The 20,198-nt window shown below is 44.2% G+C and carries 16 protein-coding genes and 1 pseudogene; 10 read left to right on the top strand and 7 right to left on the bottom strand.

Annotation, left to right across the window (positions count from 1 at the left end; genetic code table 11):
* Positions 1-150: 150 nt before the first annotated feature.
* The 3 genes from ACYX4W_RS15695 to ACYX4W_RS15685 all read left to right on the top strand — a co-directional run bounded on the left by ACYX4W_RS15695 (position 151) and on the right by ACYX4W_RS15685 (position 2,071).
* Positions 151-510 carry a phasin-related domain-containing protein gene (locus ACYX4W_RS15695; protein WP_025255732.1) on the top strand — a complete coding sequence of 120 codons (360 nt, stop codon included), beginning with the start codon at positions 151-153 and terminating at the stop codon, positions 508-510.
* 211 nt (positions 511-721) lie between these two features.
* A complete protein-coding gene (locus ACYX4W_RS15690) occupies positions 722-1,486 on the top strand; it encodes a hypothetical protein (RefSeq protein ID WP_476073790.1) in 765 nt (254 codons plus the stop codon).
* 309 nt (positions 1,487-1,795) lie between these two features.
* Positions 1,796-2,071 (top strand): hypothetical protein, encoded by a 276-nt coding sequence (locus tag ACYX4W_RS15685; RefSeq protein ID WP_476056296.1) that lies wholly within the window; start codon positions 1,796-1,798, stop codon positions 2,069-2,071.
* 77 nt (positions 2,072-2,148) lie between these two features.
* On the opposite strand, the gene ACYX4W_RS15680 is transcribed toward ACYX4W_RS15685, so the two are convergent.
* Together ACYX4W_RS15680 and ACYX4W_RS15675 are read right to left on the bottom strand one after the other, a co-directional pair.
* Positions 2,149-3,582 carry a hypothetical protein gene (locus tag ACYX4W_RS15680; protein WP_476073789.1) on the bottom strand — a complete coding sequence of 478 codons (1,434 nt, stop codon included), beginning with the start codon at positions 3,580-3,582 and terminating at the stop codon, positions 2,149-2,151.
* Between the two features lie 79 nt (positions 3,583-3,661).
* On the bottom strand, positions 3,662-5,122 hold the full coding sequence (locus ACYX4W_RS15675; RefSeq protein WP_476073788.1) for a DUF3336 domain-containing protein: 1,461 nt from the start codon (positions 5,120-5,122) through the stop codon (positions 3,662-3,664).
* 413 nt (positions 5,123-5,535) lie between these two features.
* On the opposite strand from ACYX4W_RS15675, the gene ACYX4W_RS15670 reads away from it, so the two are divergent.
* The 3 genes and pseudogenes from ACYX4W_RS15670 to ACYX4W_RS15660 all read left to right on the top strand — a co-directional run bounded on the left by ACYX4W_RS15670 (position 5,536) and on the right by ACYX4W_RS15660 (position 8,916).
* A complete protein-coding gene (locus ACYX4W_RS15670; protein ID WP_476073787.1) occupies positions 5,536-6,744 on the top strand; it encodes a DUF445 domain-containing protein in 1,209 nt (402 codons plus the stop codon).
* Positions 6,745-6,799: 55 nt separating this feature from the next.
* Positions 6,800-7,465 carry a TetR/AcrR family transcriptional regulator gene (locus tag ACYX4W_RS15665; RefSeq protein ID WP_476073786.1) on the top strand — a complete coding sequence of 222 codons (666 nt, stop codon included), beginning with the start codon at positions 6,800-6,802 and terminating at the stop codon, positions 7,463-7,465.
* A gap of 10 nt (positions 7,466-7,475) precedes the next feature.
* A pseudogene (locus ACYX4W_RS15660) lies at positions 7,476-8,916 on the top strand (wax ester/triacylglycerol synthase domain-containing protein).
* Between the two features lie 24 nt (positions 8,917-8,940).
* Here ACYX4W_RS15660 and ACYX4W_RS15655 read toward each other — a convergent pair.
* Positions 8,941-9,666, bottom strand: a complete 726-nt coding sequence (locus ACYX4W_RS15655; RefSeq protein WP_476073785.1) for a DUF1439 domain-containing protein — start codon at positions 9,664-9,666, stop codon at positions 8,941-8,943.
* Between the two features lie 214 nt (positions 9,667-9,880).
* Between ACYX4W_RS15655 and ACYX4W_RS15650 the strand changes: the two genes are divergently transcribed.
* The gene (locus ACYX4W_RS15650) at positions 9,881-11,533 is read left to right on the top strand and encodes a GMC family oxidoreductase (RefSeq protein WP_476073784.1); all 1,653 of its coding nucleotides are present in this window, start codon (positions 9,881-9,883) and stop codon (positions 11,531-11,533) included.
* A gap of 139 nt (positions 11,534-11,672) precedes the next feature.
* On the opposite strand, the gene ACYX4W_RS15645 is transcribed toward ACYX4W_RS15650, so the two are convergent.
* Positions 11,673-12,278: a TetR/AcrR family transcriptional regulator gene (locus tag ACYX4W_RS15645; RefSeq protein WP_474857108.1), complete on the bottom strand. Its 606-nt coding sequence runs from the start codon at positions 12,276-12,278 to the stop codon at positions 11,673-11,675.
* A gap of 138 nt (positions 12,279-12,416) precedes the next feature.
* Here ACYX4W_RS15645 and ACYX4W_RS15640 point away from each other — a divergent pair, with 138 nt between their 5' ends.
* From ACYX4W_RS15640 to ACYX4W_RS15630, 3 genes are all read left to right on the top strand, one after another.
* Positions 12,417-13,256, top strand: a complete 840-nt coding sequence (locus ACYX4W_RS15640; protein WP_476073783.1) for a crotonase/enoyl-CoA hydratase family protein — start codon at positions 12,417-12,419, stop codon at positions 13,254-13,256.
* A 222-nt stretch (positions 13,257-13,478) separates the two neighbouring features.
* A complete protein-coding gene (locus tag ACYX4W_RS15635) occupies positions 13,479-15,521 on the top strand; it encodes an oxidoreductase (protein ID WP_474805976.1) in 2,043 nt (680 codons plus the stop codon).
* 207 nt (positions 15,522-15,728) lie between these two features.
* Positions 15,729-16,091: a HopJ type III effector protein gene (locus ACYX4W_RS15630; RefSeq protein WP_474857105.1), complete on the top strand. Its 363-nt coding sequence runs from the start codon at positions 15,729-15,731 to the stop codon at positions 16,089-16,091.
* Between the two features lie 71 nt (positions 16,092-16,162).
* Here the strand turns inward: ACYX4W_RS15630 and ACYX4W_RS15625 are convergent, their stop codons facing one another.
* The 3 genes from ACYX4W_RS15625 to ACYX4W_RS15615 form a co-directional block, all read right to left on the bottom strand.
* Positions 16,163-18,412, bottom strand: coding sequence for an ammonia-forming cytochrome c nitrite reductase subunit c552 (locus tag ACYX4W_RS15625; protein WP_476073782.1), 2,250 nt, complete (start codon positions 18,410-18,412; stop codon positions 16,163-16,165).
* 79 nt (positions 18,413-18,491) lie between these two features.
* Positions 18,492-19,712 carry a retropepsin-like aspartic protease family protein gene (locus tag ACYX4W_RS15620; RefSeq protein ID WP_476073781.1) on the bottom strand — a complete coding sequence of 407 codons (1,221 nt, stop codon included), beginning with the start codon at positions 19,710-19,712 and terminating at the stop codon, positions 18,492-18,494.
* A complete protein-coding gene (locus ACYX4W_RS15615; RefSeq protein WP_474805984.1) occupies positions 19,709-20,158 on the bottom strand; it encodes an acyl-CoA thioesterase in 450 nt (149 codons plus the stop codon). Before ACYX4W_RS15615 ends, ACYX4W_RS15620 begins: the two co-directional genes overlap by 4 nt.
* Positions 20,159-20,198: the final 40 nt, after the last annotated feature.

The raw sequence follows: 20,198 nt of genomic DNA, 5'->3' as shown, positions 1-20,198 counted from the left end.
AAGCGCTTCAGTATTTAAGCCCGAATAAGCACACGCTTTTCGGGCTTTTTTATTTTTTAGTGTTTTTAGTATGCGGATTCTAATTGTTAAGCGTAAAGTTTAACCATGGTGTTGAAACACACTCAAATTTAGCATTCATAGGAGCTGAACATGACTACTACTGACACAATTAAAGGCAAAATTAACGAAGCCGAAGAGATGGCGCGTAAAATTTGGTTAGCAGGCCTAGGCGCTTATGGTAAAAGCGTTGAAGAAGCGCAAGGGCGTTACGAGAAACTTAGCGAAGAAGCGAACAAAATGTTCGACGAACTAGTGACTAAAGGTGAAACGCTAGAAGACGATGCTAAGAGCAAGTTTAAATCGACCACTAACGATGTAGAAAATCGTGTAGCTGACGTTCGCAAAAAACTTGGTCTTGATTCTGAGCCAGCAGATCAGCGTATTGAAGAGCTGTCGGCTAAAATCGATGCCTTGACTGAAGCTGTTGCTAAACTGGCGGCAAGCAAGTAAAGCGATAGTCTTTTTTGGGCTCCGCTTGCGGTGCTCAATATGCAGTTTTTGATTACTACTTCGCTAAAGTAGGGTACTAATAAAATTGCAACTGAGTGGCAGTGAAAGCCGTGCGTTCAAGCTTAAAGTAAGCTATTTAGCAAAGCTTTGAGACTAGGCTGTGAATAGCCCTTACACTGCCATGCTTACAAATCTCCGCATTGGAGGCGTTATGAGCAACAAAAATATCCCTAATCCAGAAATTGTGCCTGTTGCCGAAAGAAAAACGACAACACTAAATGGTAGCAACGCTTCACCTCTGAAATCGTCCCCCTTATTTGGATGGCTCTTTGCTGGTTCGGACCTATTATCTGAAAAGCTAGACCAAGCTGCAGGTGTGGTCAGCCAGAGAATTGACGATACACACGAAACCATTAACGCTATGCAGGTTAAAGGCCTTGAAGTGGAAAGTGAACTTAGGCGTACACTTAATCCATTCGCTTTAGTCGACGCTGCACAAAAGCTGGTGGCATCAACGCCGTTATTTTCAGCATTATCAGGTGGTCAAAAACGTCAACAGAAAGAGCAGCAACTTGAAATGTTGAGTGCAAAAGTGGATTTGCTCGTCGAGCAAGTAGCCCTTTTAGCTGCAAAAGAAGCGGCTAAAAAAGCCGAAGCGACAAGTACTGTAAGTAAGGCTACTGCCACTAAAAGAACAGCAACTAAAAGTTCTGCAGCGAAGTCAACAACGACCTCGTCGACAACCACCGGTACCCGCAAAGCGAGTACCGCAAAAAAAGCTACTACAACGGCCGCTTCATCGTCTAGTTCGACTAAAAAGGCCGCTACTGGAACAGCTAACAAGCGCACTGCGGCAAAGTCAACGGCAGCTAAGAGTACAGCACGTAAAACAACAGCTAGTACTAAAGCAACACCGGCCAAGAGCACGACTAACAGTGCAACGAGTTCGTCTGAAAGCACTAAGAACGACGAGTAAAAAGACTCGTTAAAAGTATGTCTTTTTTGTTTCCCAGGACTAAGCGCGTTTGGATAAAACTAAAGATCCTGAGCGAGGTGTCGGCGCTGCACTGTTTGCAGCCCCCTACCGAATATACGAAGCTTTTGGCGGTTGGCTTGTACAAACAAAGTAATCGATAATGACAATTTATACTTGCAGTGGTGGTTATCAAAATTACTAGTGGATCTCATTTCTGGGTAGTGCTGTTTGATTATTGTTCAATAAACACTTGCAGATGTTGTTTGTATAACCTATTGTTTAACTGAACATTAAATGAAGGAATATGGCATGAGAATACTTTTAGTAGCGTCTGTGATTTTTTTAACGGCATGCGATTCAACAGAAATGGCACAGCAACAGCCAGAAGCAAATAGCGGCGCGGTTGCGCTTTATGACGCACAGGGCTTTTTCGTTAGGCAATACCAAGATGCACAGGATTGTCATGCTGCTGCGATACGTCATAATATGAGAGCCGTTAACAATAATACGGAAAATAATAACACCTACCGACGAGCTGGCATTATGAATGAACCTCGACTAACTTCATCATGTCGAGATGTATAACGGCACTTTGGTCATAAATAAGTTTCAACAAAAACGCCCTTAAATGGGCGTTTTTTATGCTTCAAACTTACCGCTTATTAACTATTTTTCGTCCACAAATTCTGGTGTTTTTTAAAGCCAAAGAAGTCATAGGGTTCCCAATAGCTTGGCACTAAATCGTCAATAGCATCCGGCGTGAAATTGTTCGACAGCTGGCTCATGATTTCGCCCAACCTTTCTTGGCCCACGCGCATTAACTTTTTTCTGTTCGCAGGGAAATACAGGTTTCTGCCTTTGGGAATGACTTCTTGCGCACCGCTAGTGATGTACTTTTGGTTTCTTGTCACGACTTTGCATAAAGGCTCTGCAGGGTTCGCGGGGTTCAGCCCAATCACTATGGCGCACTCATATTGATCTTTTTCTTGGCCTTTTTCATTCGCAGGAATATAAGTAACACCAAAACCTTGCGGGAAGTAGCCCACCAGTTCAACAAAGTCCTGTGCTAATTGTTTGTTTAGGCCGCCTTTTTTCGCAAGTTGCTCAATTAGCATATACCCCTTGGGTAGGCTCATTCGTGAGTAGTCTGACTTAGTAGAAAGCACGATGGAAACGTAAATTTGAGGGATTTTTACAATCTCGCCCAAACCGGTTTTTGACACAAAGGCGTCTTTAACCAAACTCAGCAAAAATTCGTTAGCGTCTTTGTGAGTTTGATTAAAACGGTCTCTTTCTTCTTTATTGTTACCTACGTAGTTAGGCTGCCCTAAACCATCGGATAAGTAACGTAACGTGAAGTGATAGTTTAGCTTCAGCAGGTCTTTTCGCTGCGATTCTTCTAACAAACGAAACTCATCTAGGTCGCCATTTTCACCTTTTAATATGGTTTGCGCAGCAGGACTTTGTAAACCAATATCTTGCAGAAGGGCGGCGGTGATAAGAGGGCGACCTAACTCAGTTTTCCATTTATCTCGCCAATAGCGGTTTCCGCGAAAGCGAGAGGCGGCTTCACGATACTTTGATAAGTATCTGTGGGCGATAGTGTCGTGTTCTAAAAGTCTATCTACCAAACGTAAAGTTAAAACAGCCTTGTAAAGCGGTTTGAAGCGCATATGCACACGAGCGAAATTGCCCTCAGGTCCTCGTGTTAGCAACATTATTGTTCCAAGCAACTTGGCGCTAAGCTGTTGTGTTTCTTGCCAGTTGTCGCCTTCGCAAAGCTCGATTATTTTAGTGCTTACGGCGTCCAAACGCTCTAATCTCGCTAAACGCTCTTCTTCAAGTTTTTCTGAGCTATTTTTTATTTGTTGGGCAAGCTGTTCAGCTAATAATTCTTTCTTTTTATTACCTTCAATTCGTTTAAGTTGTGCTTTTAATTCTTCAATATGCTGTTCGAGAGAAGGGGTGAGGGAAAAGTAATGACTGGCATCCTCAAAAACCGAACCGAAGCCCGAGTCTTTAGGATAAATCATGTTGATAAGTTGTTTTACCTGCTGCGTAAAAATGCTATCGGGGTTTTGGCTTTGTGCGCTCACCGTCTTCCTTTCAAAATGATGCTACGAATTGCTATTACTTTGCTATAAGCAATTCAGGACAGGCCAAGCGACACAAAGGTTACCTAACCTCGTGCCCAAGCTCTACTGCCTCACGTTTTTTCAATTGCCCTAAATGATACCGTAAATTTTCACTAATTTTGGTATTTCTTTTAATAACATGTAGTTGCGGCCATGATGCCCGCTCACCACTTACAATTAACTGGCTAATGCTTTCGCGGGTTGGGTTAGACAATACCTGAGATAAATTCCTTATTTGGCGCTTGGGTAAAATATTGATATTGCCTACATACTGCTGATCAATAATAGAACGTACTTTGTGAATTGCTAGCTTGGCGCTCTTATTCCCGGTTAAACGTTCAATGATATCGATAGCGAAAATACTATTGGTTTTTGCAAGTTGTCCAATGTGACGTGCCGACATATCCCATAGCGAGTTGGGATCAATGCGATTTGATGAAATGAACGGCACCGCTAGTGGATTTGTTTGGCTTACAATACTGTGATTGACACCGTATAACCTAGCTAACCGTTCGTAGGGGAGGTCAGCCATTAACGAACCGTCGGCAAAACGTCGGTTAGGGATATAAGGAACTATCTCGCCAGACGGAGTTTTCGCTCTTAGCTGCACAGGGCTAAAGATAACGGGTACCGCACAAGATGCACGTACCGCTTGGGTAATAATAGCATTGGGCGAGGTTTTGGCATTTAACAGTCGTGAATGCTGATGCAAGTCGGCAGGAGATACCGTCACAGTTATGTGCCGTCCTGTCTTCTTAAAGGCTTCTTCAAAGGTTGTAAGGTCGAACAGTTCAATCAGTGCATTTTCAAGTACTGAGCTATCAAATAGCCCTTTTTTCCCAAGACCTGCAAAGCTTCGCCAATGTTTGAAGGTTTCGTATATAAAATCTGCGCTTAGCGCTTCTAGCAACTGATCGTGCGTTCGCGTGCCTAACATCGCAGCAATGATCGACCCTGCACTTGAGCCAGACACTACGGTAGGTAATAAATTCTTTTCGTTTAACGACTTAACCACACCTGCATGAAAAAAACCTAAGCCTGCGCCACCTGAAAGCATAAGGCAACTTCGCCCGAAGGCATGGGCGGTTTCATCAAAAAACGATAGCTTTTCATAGAAGTCTACGTCTTGTTCATCTGCGTTATAGATCTGTTCTAGCGCCAATATCACTTCATCAATAAATTGTTCAATAAGGTATTTAGTGCCAATTTTGCACTGGCTAAGCAGTATAGGGTTGGCGATATTACCCAAATTACCGTGTAGCCCTTCGTGCAGGATGGACATCAGAGCATGTAAATCGCCTCTGCTTCTAGCAAGCTGTAGGCGTTGAACACGCTTTCGAATAAGCTTGTAGTCATAGTCATCGCTGGCATCTTCTGCTTTCCACTCGTCAGCGCCAGACAGCGCATCGTGCGCTAGGCACGCGGCTTCATATTCATCGTAACTGCTTGCATGTTCAATATCATGTTCAAGTTTTTTTAACTGAAAATCGAATACTGCCATAACGATTACCTATTTTAATTGATGAGCACTGTTGCCTTTTCTTATATGACGAGCGAACAGGTGCGTTTAACACCAGTAAAGGATAGATACGTATTTCGAACCCTGTTTACTAAGTGGCGCAGTTATCGGCATTTGCCAAAAAGCATGTGGTAAGCCTGCGCCCATCAACAGCGGTCTCTACGCTATATTGAGTGTATGGCGTAAATTTAGAATCCACTACCTAAACCCTTTTTCTTAATTAACCGCTTTGTGCTTTTAGCGCGTGACTCAAGGCGGTATCTTTTAATAGTTAGACTTTCAGAGGGTTGTTTTCAATCAACAATTAGCAGTAATTTTGTTTTTTACATTGACCATTTCATAAGCACTCAGTAGCCTGAGAGTGAAAATAATAATGTGGACCTCTTTTTTGTAGTATGGAATGGAATTTTCAAACGCTAAGCCTGCTATCAATTCCTTTAATTAGTGCCATCGTCGGGTGGCTGACTAACTATTTGGCGGTAAAAATGATGTTTTACCCCATAGAGTTCGTAGGTATTAAGCCCTTCTTTGGATGGCAGGGGCTCATTCCCGCGAAGCGCCGCCAAATGGCAGAGATTGAGGTTGAGCTAGTTTTAGGCAAATTGTTAAGTGTTGAAGAATTAGCGCAGCGCTTAGATGCAGATGAACTAACGAAGGCTATTGAGCGCCGCTTAGGGCAGGTTATACGCAAAGTCGTCAATGACGTAATGGCCGAATCAGCGCCTCAACTTTGGGCTGCTTTGCCTGTGCAAGGCAAAAATTTAGTTTACCAGCGTATCGAAAACGACATCCCCAATGTGGTTCACAAAATGGTGGACGACTTTCAGCATAACGTTTCAGAAATTTTGGATATTAAAGAGTTAGTGGTTGAGCAACTGGTTAATACTCCAGAACTCGTTAATGAGATTTTCTTAACCGCAGGCAGCAAAGAGTTCCCATTTATAGTGCGTTCTGGCTTTTATTTCGGTTTCCTGTTCGGCTTACCAACCATGCTGCTTTGGTATTTCTATCAAGCATGGTGGATATTACCCCTAGGCGGCTTGCTTGTGGGTTATGCTACCAACTGGATTGCCATCAAGATAATTTTCGAACCCAAACGCCCGAGAAAACTGGGGCCTATTACTATCCAGGGCATGTTTTTAAAGCGGCAAAAAGAAGTATCAGAAGTTTACTCAAGCATTATTGAAAAAAAGCTGATAACGCCGAAAAACATTACCTACGTTATATTGCACGGTTCTGGTTCTGCGCAGCTTTTAGAACTAATCGAGCTTCATGTTAACGATGCTATTGAACGCTATGTGGCTATCGCGCAACCTTATTTTGCGCTAGGTGTTGGGTCAGAAAATTATCATAAAATGAAGGCGCTAGCGGTACGTCAAATATTTGATAATTCCGATAAATACTTACTTTATGCCTTTGATTATGCCAACAATGCGATGCAGATTGGGCACGATTTGAGCGAGCGCATGCAGGCACTGAGTGTTGAAGAATTTGAAGGGGTGTTGCGCCCAGCTTATCAGCAAGATGAGTGGAAACTCATCGTAACGGGCGCTATTTTAGGTATGGTAGCTGGTGTTGCCCAACTTTATCTGGTGTTTATGTAAGTTATCTTATTAGCAAAAACTAACGCACAAGGATGGCAAAGGGTCGGACTGAACTATGAAAACCGCGCAGAAAATACTACTCACCGCGCTAACGTTATTTAACGAGCACGGCGAAAACACGGTAACCAGTGTCGATATCGCCGTTGAGATGGATATTAGTCCGGGAAACCTTTATTACCATTTTAAAGGTAAAGACAGCCTTGTTAGTGCCTTGATGAAAATGCATGAACAACAAATGCAGAAGATACTGAATCGAGAAAAGCTCGATACACTTCATCCCGAAGAAATTATGTATTATCTGTATTTGCTCATAGACAGTATTCATGTATTTCGCTTTTTCTATCGCAGTCCAGCTGACTTGGCGGAAAAATACCCGAGCATTGTTCGGCCTAGACAGCACATACTATCGAGCTTAAATAAACAATTAGCCTTTCTTTTTGAGTCACTATCAAAGCGAGATATTCTTATTGCCTCAGATGCAGATAGGGCGCTATTAGTAGATTTAATATCTTTAATTATTACCCAGTCTTGTCAGTTTGATGAGTTAAACAGTCATATGGATAGCACAATGCAGCGTTATCATGCTCTGTCACTCATGATGGTGAGTGTATTGCCAAGGCTGACGCTGCCTGATGAACAAAAGCTTCAGCTAGAACAGATGCTGCACTCACATGACTTTGTGAGAAATGCCTCAACCCCGTCACCCCTCGACTTCGCGTAAAGGAATAGTAATGGCAAAAACGCTCAGTTTCTTAGATAAGTCATTTTGGATAACAGAGTCAGACGAGAACCCAAAACATGTTGCTTGCTTGCAGACTACTCGCAATTCCAAAAGGGGCAAAAAGTACTGAATATGTGCCTCAGTTATTCCAAGAAATAAGAAGCTTTGCTCGGGCTACTTCTCCGTTCAACTGTTCGGTGAAAACGGTGCTAGGTTACCCTGTTGGCTTTGCGCCGGTGAAAAAGCTAAACATGGACTATCATGTGCAAATTCATCGAGTGGCAGATATTACAAACCGAGAGGCACTAGACGCCTTCGTTGCGAGGTTACATGCGTCGCGGTTAGACCCTGACAAACCTTTGTGGCAATACCATTTTATTTTTGACGATAATAGCGAAACATTTGCCATTTATGCTCGCGTTCATCATATGTATGGTGATGGTGCGACTTTGGTACGCTGGTTTCAGGCCGGTTATGTGTCTAACTCTCACGAAACAAAGTTTACGCCTGTTTGGGCAGTAAAGCGGCTTCGCCATAAGCGTAGAGACTCGGTGAGTTTTTACAAGCGTTTAGTGGGCGTGGGGTACGCGCTCAAAACCGCACTTGATTTGCTTGTCATCTTTATCCGCATATTTATGAAAGCGCTGCGAGTAAATCCACATTATATGCCAATTCCTTTCACTGGTACGAAAACAGTGCTTACCGGGCAAGTGAAAGCGGGTAGGGCCGTGGCAACTATGGATTTAGATTTCAAGCGGGTGAAAGCGCTAGCAAGGCGCACGCGCTCTACCGCAAACGAGGTATTGCTATGCGCCTTTGATATCGGCGTACATAAGTTACTACAAGATCATGGTCAGGTATTTAAAAAAGCCTTATTCACCAATATGCCGATTAACTTGCGCAAACCCGGTGAGAAAACCACAGGTAATAAAATAGCTATTGTGCCGGTGGAGTTAGCACATGGTGAAAACGATCCCTATCTTAGGTTGCGTCAAATTGTAGTGAACCATCGTATCGTTAAAAATGCGGCGCAGCATGCGCGTCCTGCAGCATTTAGTGGCTATACCATTGCCATTCAATCTCTTGCGCTGGTCTTCGAATGGTTAAAGCTATCTAGCGTGGTTAAACCTATTGCAAATATTCTTATTTCAAACGTACCCGGCCCCAAAGATACAAGGTATTTAAAAGATGCGGAGTTGTTGGCCTGCTATCCCATTTCTACCATGACGCCAGGCGGAGGGGTAAATATTACGCTTATGACCTACGCAGGCACTGCAAATGTTGGGTTGGTGTGCTGCAATAAAAATATCGAGTCGTTACAACCATTAGCGCGTTACGTTAAAGAGGCATTCGACATGCTAGAAGCGAGCGTGGACGATCCAAGGCTAAACATCGACGATATTGGTGAGCAGGTGGATACCGTGCCTGTCTCTATTGTGTCAGATCACTAGTATGCGTAACTTTTAGACTGAGCGCTATTCAATGAGATAGAAGCGCAGTACGTTGTCTTCTACACGTACGTTTTGACCTAGTTTCGAGAAGAGCACTTCGCGCCAGTGGTCACCACGCATAGTATGGCTTAGGTCTTCTTGGTTAATTTGTTTTTTAATAGCGTCGTTAATATGGGGAATGTGGTATTCCAATACTGCTTGTTTCGAGCCCGTTAAATAGACCTGTAAATAGTCTGCTGCAATATCTGATGTCCCGGCGCTAAAAATCGATAGTGCCGACTTCAATGAGCCGCCAAGCAGAGTGTTTACACTTTTAGGAAAGAACCGCGAAACCAAAAACTGTGTGTCTTTAATCAACGCGTAATCATCGTTAACTAAACTGACACTATCAGTGGAAAGGCCGGTTAGATAAAGCGTGCTCATATTTTTGTCGTAATGAGGCGACGCTGACAGAGTAAACACCACGTGAGCACGGTAAATGGTGGTAGAAGCTACCACAATATTAAGTGCCGCAAGGCACTGAAGACCAATACGGTTATTTGCATTATCTAATGTAATGTTGCCTTCAAGCACGGTCACAGTGCCACTTCCCATAGGGATGTTGAAGGTGAAGGTGTAAGGAAAGCTATGGTTTATAAGGTCTTGGAGTTCAGCTTTGGTAAAGTCGTCGTGCGTCAGCTTACCCCATTTCACAAGCCATTGTGCCAGGTACACTTTGCATTTGTCTTTGAAGGATAAGTTATTGGTCAAGGTGTATTCTTAGCCTAATGTTGCTAGGCAGTGGCCTGTTGCTAGATTGTCTAACGTAATGCATATACCAGTACAGCGCTTAAGTTATCAGGATTATTAGATTTTTTAAATCTTACAATTTAATTCTTTTATTGATGAAGTATTGTTTGCTAATCTGGTCGTACCACAACGTTTTATTAACATTTAAAAGTCTTGCCCTCAAGGAGTTGGCGAAATGAGCGAAGTACTCAGCAAATACGATTACATCATTGTAGGCGGGGGCTCTGCGGGTGCAGTGCTTGCCACTCGATTATCGGAAAATCCTGCGTTAGATATTTTGCTATTGGAAGCTGGCTCAAAGGATACCAACCCACTTATTCATATTCCTTTTGGTTTGTCTCTGCTTAGCAGGTTTGAAGGCATTGGTTGGGGTTATCATACGGCTCCTCAAAAAGAAATGTATGACAGAGAGCTGTTCTGGCCTCGCGGTAAAACCTTGGGCGGCAGCAGTTCAGTCAACGCCATGTGCTATATTCGGGGGCAAAAAGAAGACTACGACCGCTGGGCTAATGAAGAAGGGGCCGAGGGCTGGTCATTTGAAGATGTACTGCCTTATTTCAAACGCTCTGAGAACTTTGAAGAAGGGGCTGATGAATATCACGGCGCAGGTGGCCCGCTAAATGTTAGCAAGTTAAGGCATACCAGCGTACTGTCCGATGCTTTTGTGAACTCTGCGTCGATTGCAGGCTATCAACAGCTTAATGACTTTAACCGAGACGATAGGGAAGGGCTTGGTTACTACCATGTTACACAAGTCAACGGCCAGCGCTGCTCAACAGCAAAAGGGTACTTAACGCAGGCAAAGCACCGAAACAATTTAACCGTGCTTACAAGAGTCGCTGCTGAAAAGGTGTTATTAAAAGAAGGGCGTGCTATTGGGGTTCAAGTACGGGAAAAAGGCGTGGTGAACCGCTATTTCGCTAAAAGCGAAGTTATTCTTTGCGGCGGCGCAATTAATTCACCTCAACTTCTAATGCTTTCGGGGATTGGACCCAGAGCAGAACTAGAAGAAAAGGGGATTTTTGTACAGCAAGACTTGCCAGGTGTGGGCCAAAACCTACAAGATCACCTAGATGCCATCGTGCAATATACCTGTAAAGCCAGAGAAGGTTATGCCGTGGCATTCGGAGCGCTGCCTTCTTACGTTAAAGCCACCGCAGACTACGCGTTTAAGCGCAAAGGTATTCTTTCTTCAAATATCGCTGAAGCCGGTGGTTTTGTTAGTTCAAGCTTAGCGACACAGGGCCCTGATATTCAATTCCACTTTTTACCTGCAATTTTAAACGACCACGGAAGACAGCTGGCTTTTGGTTACGGTTATGGCCTGCACGTATGTTGTCTATATCCTAAAAGCCGCGGCACTATTTCGCTTCAAAGTAACCATCCTGCCGATCAAGCGCTTATTGACCCGAATTACTTATCCGCAGAGGAAGACCAGCAAGTCATGATTGAAGGCGTGCGTATTGCCAGAAAGCTGCTATCTGCGCCAGACTTCGACAAGTTCCAAGGTAGTGAGTTATACCCAGGGGAAGATGCGCAAACTGATGAAGAAATATTAGAATTTTTACGTGAGCGCGCTGAAACCATCTATCACCCAATTGGTACGTGTAAAATGGGCAGTGATGACGATGAGATGGCAGTGGTTGATACTCAGTTGCGGGTAAGAGGCATAGCAGGTCTTAGAGTGGTAGATGCTTCGGTGATGCCAAGCTTGATTGGCGGCAATACCAACGCACCCACCGTCATGATTGCCGAACGTGCTGCTGAGTTCATTAAAGCGACGCACGAAGGTCAGCCAGTATCTTTGGCTAAAGCAGAATCGGCGTAAATAAAAAATGCTAAGAGCGAGCCCTCATCTCGCTCTGGCAATTCATCCGCTCTAGGTTATTTTACCGCTCTAGGCAGTTAAACACTTTTCGCGGCGTACAAGCGCAACGCTATATTCAAGTGGTTGCGTTGATAAGACGTTATACCTGCTTTTGCATAAATAAATCCGCTGCACAATCACACATCTCGTCGATATGACTGCTGTCAGCGTATATTCCGTCAATAAGTAAACGCGCAATACCGTGTAACGTACCCCACGTTACCTGTGCTAGTCTCAGCGCATCCTGATTGTTCGGAAGTAGCCCTTTATCCTGCCAATAGCGCGTCATCGTTACTTGAAACTGAAAGCAGGGAAATGCAACATCTTTCAGATCGTTGGTCGCCGCTTGGTTTTGCCAAATAGTGCGACCAAACATCAATTCGTACATCTCGGGGTTGTCGGCAGCATAGCCAATGTATTCGTGCACAAATTCGCGAAAACGCACCTGTGGTGTCTTATCTTCTTGCTCGAATATACGTTTAGCTGCGGTATGCCAATCGCTAAAGCCTTTGGCTGCAATGGCGCTTAACAGCGCACTCTTGTCTTTAAAATGGTGATAGGGCGCAGTACGTGACACACCGGCATCCTCTGCTAGCTTTCTAAGAGATAAACTATCAACGCCGTGCTCAGAGAGACGCGCGGTAGCCGCCTCTATCAGTGCGCTGCGCAGGTCGCCGTGATGGTAGCTTTGTACTGCATTAGCCATAAATCCAATGTTTCCATTTTCAAAATTGAGACGAATAGATAACGTTTTATCTTGACAGTGTCAACATAGCCTTTTATTTTGACGCTGTCTAGTTTGCAAATTTGTTAACAGGAACAGCCCAAGGAGACAGCGCAAACCATGAAGTACTCTACATTAGAAGTAAAACAAGAGGGCCATATTGCCCACGTAGTACTTAACCGCCCCGATGCAATGAACAGTATGATCCCTGAGTTCTGGACCGAATTGCCAGCGGCTATTCGTGAAATCGATGACGAGGGTCAAGCCCGCGTCATCGTTATTTCATCTACGGGTAAGCATTTCTCTGCCGGTATGGACTTATCGGTGTTCCTGAATATGAAAGAAGACTTTAAGGGCGACCCGTCGCGCAGAGCAGAGCGCATGCGCCGTATGGTGATGTTGCTTCAAGATAGCTTTACCGCCATAGAACAGGCACGTATGCCGGTTATTGGTGCAGTTCAGGGCGGGGCAATTGGTGGTGCAGTAGATTTACTAAGTGCATGTGATATGCGTTATTGCACCCAAGACGCTTTTTTCACTATTAAAGAAACCCAATTAGGTATGACAGCAGATGTCGGTACGCTCCAGCGATTACCAAAGCTTATACCTATTGGCATAGTAAAAGAACTGGCTTATACCGGGCGCAATTTTGGTGCCGCAGAAGCGCAGCAACTTGGCTTTGTAAATCAGGTATTTGACGACCAAGAATCAATGCTAGAAGCGGTGATGAAAATAGCGCAGCAGATTGCAATGAATTCGCCGCTCGCAGTTTCAGGTACTAAGACTATGACTAACTACGCGGTAGAACACACTGTGGCAGAAAGCTTGACCTATATGGCCACATGGCAAGCGGGCATGTTTCAAATGGAAGATGTGTTTAAAGCCATGGAAGCACAGAAAACCAAAACGCTGCCGGAATATCCGCCATTACACCCGGCCATTAAGAAAATGAATTCGTAAGTTTATGTATGAACGCGCGCTGTCCTAACTGCTAATTGCTCATTGTTGGCCCAATGATAATTACCATTCGTTAAGGCTGGTGCGCGACATGATTTCTATTACAGAAATTAAGTAAACACTTAGACAAATAGCGCTTCTACAAAAGAAGCGCATCAAATAAGAACATTTAAACAGGCTTTTTAACGGCTTTTACCAAGCCTAAACCACTTTCAGGAATGTATCATGAATCAGACCGTTACCGATCATCCCGTTTACCCTCATTTATTTCGCCCATTAGATTTAGGGTTTACTACCCTAAAAAATCGCGTGCTTATGGGCTCTATGCACACGGGTTTAGAAGAATTACCCGACGGCCATAAACGTATGGCAGCATTTTATGGCGAACGTGCCAGAGGTGGCGTAGGTCTTATTGTTACCGGCGGTATTGGGCCCAATGAAGAAGGCGCTACCCATCCTTCAACGTTTCGTTTAGACACAGACGAAGCAGTGAAAAACCACAAAGAAGTGACTGACGCAGTGCATATTGCTGGCGGCAAAATTTGTATGCAAATATTGCACACGGGCCGTTATGCGTATAGCCCTAAGCTTGTTGCACCTTCTGCGGTACAAGCGCCAATTAACCCGTTTAAGCCAAAAGCGTTAGAAGCTGACGAGATTGAAAAGCAAATTAAAGATTTCATCACTGCAGCAACTCAAGCCCAGCGCGCTGGCTACGATGGCGTTGAAATCATGGGTTCTGAAGGCTATTTCCTTAACCAGTTTATTGCTAAACGCACTAACCATCGTGACGATGAATGGGGCGGTGAATACGAGAACCGTATCCGCTTACCTATTGAAGTCGTGCGCCGCGTGCGTGAGGCTGTAGGTAAGAACTTTATCATTATCTACCGTTTGTCGATGCTTGACCTTGTTGAAGGAGGCTCTACTTATGAAGAAGTCGTACAGCTTGGCAAAGAAATCGAAAAAGCGGGTGCTACTATCATTAACACCGGTATTGGCTGGCACGAAGCGCGTATCCCAACCATTGCTACTAAAGTACCGCGTGCGGCATTTACGTGGGTAACGGCTAAATTCCGCGAAGCACTTTCGATTCCGGTAATCACATCGAACCGTATCAACACCCCTGAAGTTGCCGAAGAAGTACTGTCTCGCGGTGATGCAGACATGGTATCAATGGCTCGCCCATTCTTGGCCGACCCTGACTTTGTGCGCAAGGCGCAGCAAAATAAGGCCGATGAAATCAATACCTGTATTGGCTGTAACCAAGCCTGTCTTGATCACGTATTTAACGGCAAAATGACCAGCTGTTTGGTAAATCCTCGTGCGTGTCACGAGCTTGAAATTAACGTTAAGCCAGCAGAGACTAAAAAGCGTGTAGCGGTTGTAGGCGCAGGTCCTGCGGGATTAGCAGCAGCAGTGACCTCGGCCGAGCGTGGTCACGACGTTGTGATTTATGACGCATCTAGCGAAATTGGTGGGCAGTTTAATATTGCTAAACAAATCCCTGGCAAAGAAGAATTCTATGAAACGCTGCGTTATTTCAAGCGCCAAATTGAGCTTCATAAAAATATTACCCTCAAATTGAATACTTATGTTGACGCGGCTGCGCTTAACGATGAAGGTTTCGATGAAGTTATGATTGCGACGGGTATTAAGCCACGCACGCCAGCAATTGATGGTATTGAGCACGAAAAAGTGCTGACCTATATCGAAGTGTTAAAAGAGAAAAAGCCTGTAGGGAATAAGGTGGCCATTATCGGTGCTGGCGGTATTGGTTTTGATACCGCTGAGTATTTGTCTCATGGCAAAGAAACGCCAAGCCAAGATATTCCTGCATTTATGAAAGAGTGGGGCATTGATATGACCTTCTCGGCTCGCGCGGGTATTGAAGGCGTTAAGCCGCAGCCAGAGCCATCGCCAAGAGAGATTTTCCTATTGCAGCGCAAGACCACAAAAGTTGGCGCGGGTTTAGGCAAAACAACAGGATGGGCGCACAGAGTAGGCTTGCTGGCCAAAGGCGTGACCATGATCCCTGGCGTAAGCTACGATAAAATTGATGATGAAGGGCTACACATTACGGTAGAAGGCAATAGCCAAGTATTGCCGGTAGACAACATCATCATCTGTGCAGGCCAAGAGCCGATGCGTGATATCGTTGAAGGCTTAAACATGCCTTATCACTTAATTGGTGGTGCCGATGAAGCGTTGGAACTAGACGCTAAACGCGCCATCGACCAAGGTACACGGGTGTGTGCTGCGGTTTAATGACCTAGTGCAAACGCGTTTAGAAATAGAAGTGCCGCATCAAAAGGTGCTTTAAATTGATGATAAACCCCTCTTTTTTTCGGAGGGGTTTATTTTTTTAAGCCGAAGGCTGTGATTTTTTATGAAAATACCGAAACCACACCTGTTTTAGCCTGTTGAAGTTACCTAGACCTGCTATTATCGTTTTCTTTTTTCACTGAGATAAACATGACGTTCAGCAACACTCAAGACTTAGTTCAAGCCGTTAGCAATTCACCAGAGACTATCGAGTTTAACGATGTTATCGCGCTCGTTGATAGCATGTTTGCTTTTACGCCAACCGCGTTCACCAATGGTGATGTAACAAACGAAGCTAACCAGAATAATGGCTCATGCAAGCTGCTTGCACTGGGTCAGTATTTAAACCTAAACCAAGCACAAACACTGGCTTTGTTTGGGCGCTTTTATCGTGAAGACGTACTCAATAACCCCGATGGTAACGACCACGCCAATATCCTCAACTTTATGAAAACAGGGCATGAAGGCGTGGCGTTTGAGACGTTTCCTTTAGTTGTAGTAAATGCTGATTAGTGGCTTTTTACAGCTAGAACGCTTGCCCATTAGGGCATGCAAAGCATGACCTCAGTAGTACGGTGATTTGTTTATCGCCTAACTTTAGACTGGAATAAGCGGTACGACGCTTCATCGCCTATTTTTTGTGAAAGTGACAACCCCAAGCTGATAAGCGAATTATCAGACTGTCTCTTTATGGCTTTTTTTAGTACGTTGAGTGCGCTTTTCGTTTGACCTACACTATCTAAAGCGAGGGCGTAAATATACCAATTTTGTGGGTTCTCAGGGGCAAGTTCTGTTGCTTTTTTGAAAAATGTAACTGCAGTTGCTTTATCCTGTTTACGAACATGCAGCATGCCTAACGAATAATGGATGAGCGCGCTATCAGGTAAATTGCTCATTCCATCAAGGAGGGTTTGTTCTTCTAACAGAAGTTTATTTTGAGCGCGATACAATTCGGCCAAGTTGATGTAGTTTGCCTCAAAGTAAGGGTCTACAGTTAAACCTTGTTTAAGCAGATTTTCTGTTTGATGAATATTGCCGAGCTGATATTCAACCAGACTTTGATTGAGGTTACCTTCCCCCCGCCATTGATTTACGGTATTCGACAACCTAAGCTCTCCAAGCGCTTTTTTGAAGTTCGGTGTGTTGAAGCCCTGACCAAGCAAGTTATTAGCTGCAGTCACTCGAATGGCTTTATACTTATCATCAAGTAGATTAGCGTACGTTTTCGTTCGTTCATTAGGAAGAAGTGCACGACCGGCTTGCGCCGCCCCCAGTCTTAGCAAAGGCTCTTCATGCAGAATAAATTTCCGTAAATCTTTATCAGTAAGTGCCTGGTTCGACGATGCCAACAAGCTCAGCGCAGTAGCCCGTTTTATAACTGGAAGAGACGACGAATGGGCAATACGCAGCACAGCTTGTTTACTATGAATATTACCCTGCATAACAGAGATATAGTTTTCTTCTTGTTTGTTTAGTGTAGAGTCTTTGCCATACCAGTTGATTAGCTTTTCTGATACCCAATCATTATCTTGGTCGTGACAGTTTAAACATGCGTTGGGTGCGCCAGTAGTCGAAGAAACGTTGGGAGTTGGAATACTAAAGCTATGATCCCGCCGTGCATCTACACCCATATAGGTGCGCGTAGGCATGTGGCAGTTTACGCACTGATTTGCATCTTCACTCCCCACATGCTTTGTATGCTTTTCACCTTCATAAGCCGATGCCGAGTGACACTGAAGGCACAAACCATTTCCCTCTATTTTGAGCTTCATAGAGTGTGGGTTGTGGCAGTCTATACAGTTAACACCAGCTTCATACATGCGGCTTTGTAAAAAAGAGCCGTATACATAAACCTCTTCACGTATTTGCCCATCGGCAAAATACAATGGTGAGATAAGAAGCGAAGGTGAGAACTGGTCTAGGAAAGGTTTTTTAGGGTCTATTCCATCAGAAAGTGAGGTGCGCAGAGAGTGACACGCAAAGCACGTTTCCATAAACCGATTGTCTCGTTTTGCAGGAATAAATTCGCCATCTTTTTGTTCGTGCCAAGTAGCGATGTTGCTTCCATCTTTTAACAGCCACCTTCCAATTGCTTGTTGTTCATTTTGAGACAGCTCGTGAGAAGTGAGCGATGACCTATGGTGATTGGCTTCTTCAACTTGCGTAACGTTGCCCTTTTTATTTGGTTCGCTGTCATTAACGCTTGTTGTATTTGCAGTATAATGCGATGCCATATCACCGTGGCAGGATGCGCACGACACATTGATTTCATCAAACTGGCTGTCGAATGTAAGCGTCTTAGTATCAAAATTGCGCTTTAATCCGCTTGAGTGGCAGTCTGCACACATACCATTCCAGTTTTGCATCGGTTGTTTCCAATGCAACCTGTCTTTAGGGGTAATATCCTCAGATGGATAATTGGGGTACCAACGTTGGCCGCCTTTTGATTCGTCTCGAGCATCCCAAGCAAAAGGAAAAACTTGAAGTTTACCTGCTTGTGTTTCGATGAGGTATTGCTGCAACGGAAAATGACCAAAAACATAAGTGATTGGATAGATATTCGTACTTCCTGCTTCTGTGAGCTCGGCAAAAAATTTATTTTCGTTTTTGAAAAAACGTGCCTTCTGCGTGAAGTGAGTTATAGAAACATTATCGAAATTGGCAAGCACGGTTTTATCATTAGCATGGGCCATTGCTTTCGCGTGGTCTGATTGTTGCCACAACGTAACTTGTTCCTGATGGCAGCTAACACAATTAGCATACTCTTGTGCGTGTAAACTTTTAACTAAACTTGATAGATAAATTATGCTTAAAAGAAAAACCAACCGTGGCATTACAACTGCTGTCTGAATATTTGTGAACTCTCTGAACTTTATCACAGAGGCACGAGTAGCGGTAAACAAAGTTTGCGCGCTAATTATCACGCTCAGTCAAAATCAATTCACTAGACTGGGGCATTATCGCAAAGTCAAATTGGCCTAAGACGTTCATTCCCAACAACCCATCAGCATCGGGTAATGCGTCTTCGGGCAGCACGATGGCAGAAACATCGTTGAACTCGTAGCCCGCAAAGTAAAATCGCGGTATTTGTACTAGTGGTGCTTCAATAGTTCCTGAGGCGGTTCTCACGTTGAAGTTACCGATAAACGTGAGGTTTCGCATACGACCCAAGCGAGCAAATAATCGCGACGATATTGCAGTAGTACTGGCACCCGTATCTAAAATCATGGTGGCTTTTTGGTTAAGCGCCTTTGCTTCAAGGCGATATTGGTCACCAATACGCTGCAAAGCTAAGCGAGTTTCATAACGTGCGTTCTCCCCGTCTGGCGGCGTTAGTTCACTGTTGTTCGGTGTAGTGTCGGCATTAGCAATATCGCGCATGTCATAGGCTTTATCGCGAATGGTATTGGCGTCTCTATCGTTTATCGGCAGAGCAGCGAGTACATCTTCCATTAGCGTAAGCTTTTGCTGGTAAGCATAAGCTTCAGCCAAATTTAGGGTGTAGTGTTTTGCGTCGGGTATGCGTTGATAAAGAGGCTCATTTAATCTAGCCACCAGTTCCCATTGTTGGTCTTGACTTAACTGCGTTTGCGCTTGTTGATACAAAGTAGCAATTTTTGTGTCGATAAACGCGAGAGTTTTAGTTGAAAGAGGCAGTTCAGCCAAGTCGTAGTAGTGTACTATCGCTGTGGGCAGGGGCTTAATTAACTCAATTAGTTCAGCTTCTAGCAACAGCAGCGATTCGTTGAGCGGGTCATTTTTTAAAAGGTTTGTAAGCTCTGTGGTGAGCAACGCATATTGTCCATTATTGAGTAGGGTAGTTAGCGTAGCGATATCACTTTGGGTAATTTGTTGCGAAGATAAGCGCAGATCTTCACGCTCATTTGACGGTATGTTAGTTCTGTCAGCGTTCGAAAAAGAGGTGGATTCACGATCTTTGTTGAAGGGCTCTATATTGCCCTTCGCCTGAGTCTCACTTTCCAGCGCTGCTTCATGTTGTAAATGATGCTCATAGTCTGCTTCTAACTTATAAGCACCGTTATTATGCTGCTTTAAGCTAATCCATAGGTAAACATTGATGCCCAACGACACACATAAAAACAGTGTAAGCAGAACTGCAAGCCCTGTTTTCATTGGTCTAAACACGCCTTTCCATAGACGTCCACAAATTGCTTAGGCATCCGCTTTGGCGCGCCAGTATCAAGGCTGACGCAAACGAAAGTTGTTAGTGCATCAAATACGGTTTTGTTTCGCTTTGGGCAGATAAATTGAAACTGGCGTTTCAAGGTCAATTTTTTATCGCAGTGTACTATCCAAGTGGCGCATTCTAACGTATCACCAAGATGAGTTGGCAGATGATAGTTAAGTTCGTGACGTTTTATTACCATCCCACGGTTTAGCGCCTGATAATCGGCAAACTGCAGGCCGAGGGCGTTTGAATGAGCCCAAGCTAAGGTTTCGAGCTGAGAGAGGTACGCCACATTGTTCACGTGCTGATAGTGATCGATGTGTGTTTCATTAATATGCCATTGCTGCACGTAGGGGTTATCTAACATCCAATTAAGCGTTGGGTTGCTCAAACCTTTTCCTTATTCATATATCTTATTTATACCCTATTTG

This window comes from Alteromonas sp. ABH4_454 (genome assembly GCF_056311775.1).
The sequence above is the reverse complement of the archived record's forward strand: the minus strand, read 5'-3'. Positions and strand labels throughout refer to the sequence as shown.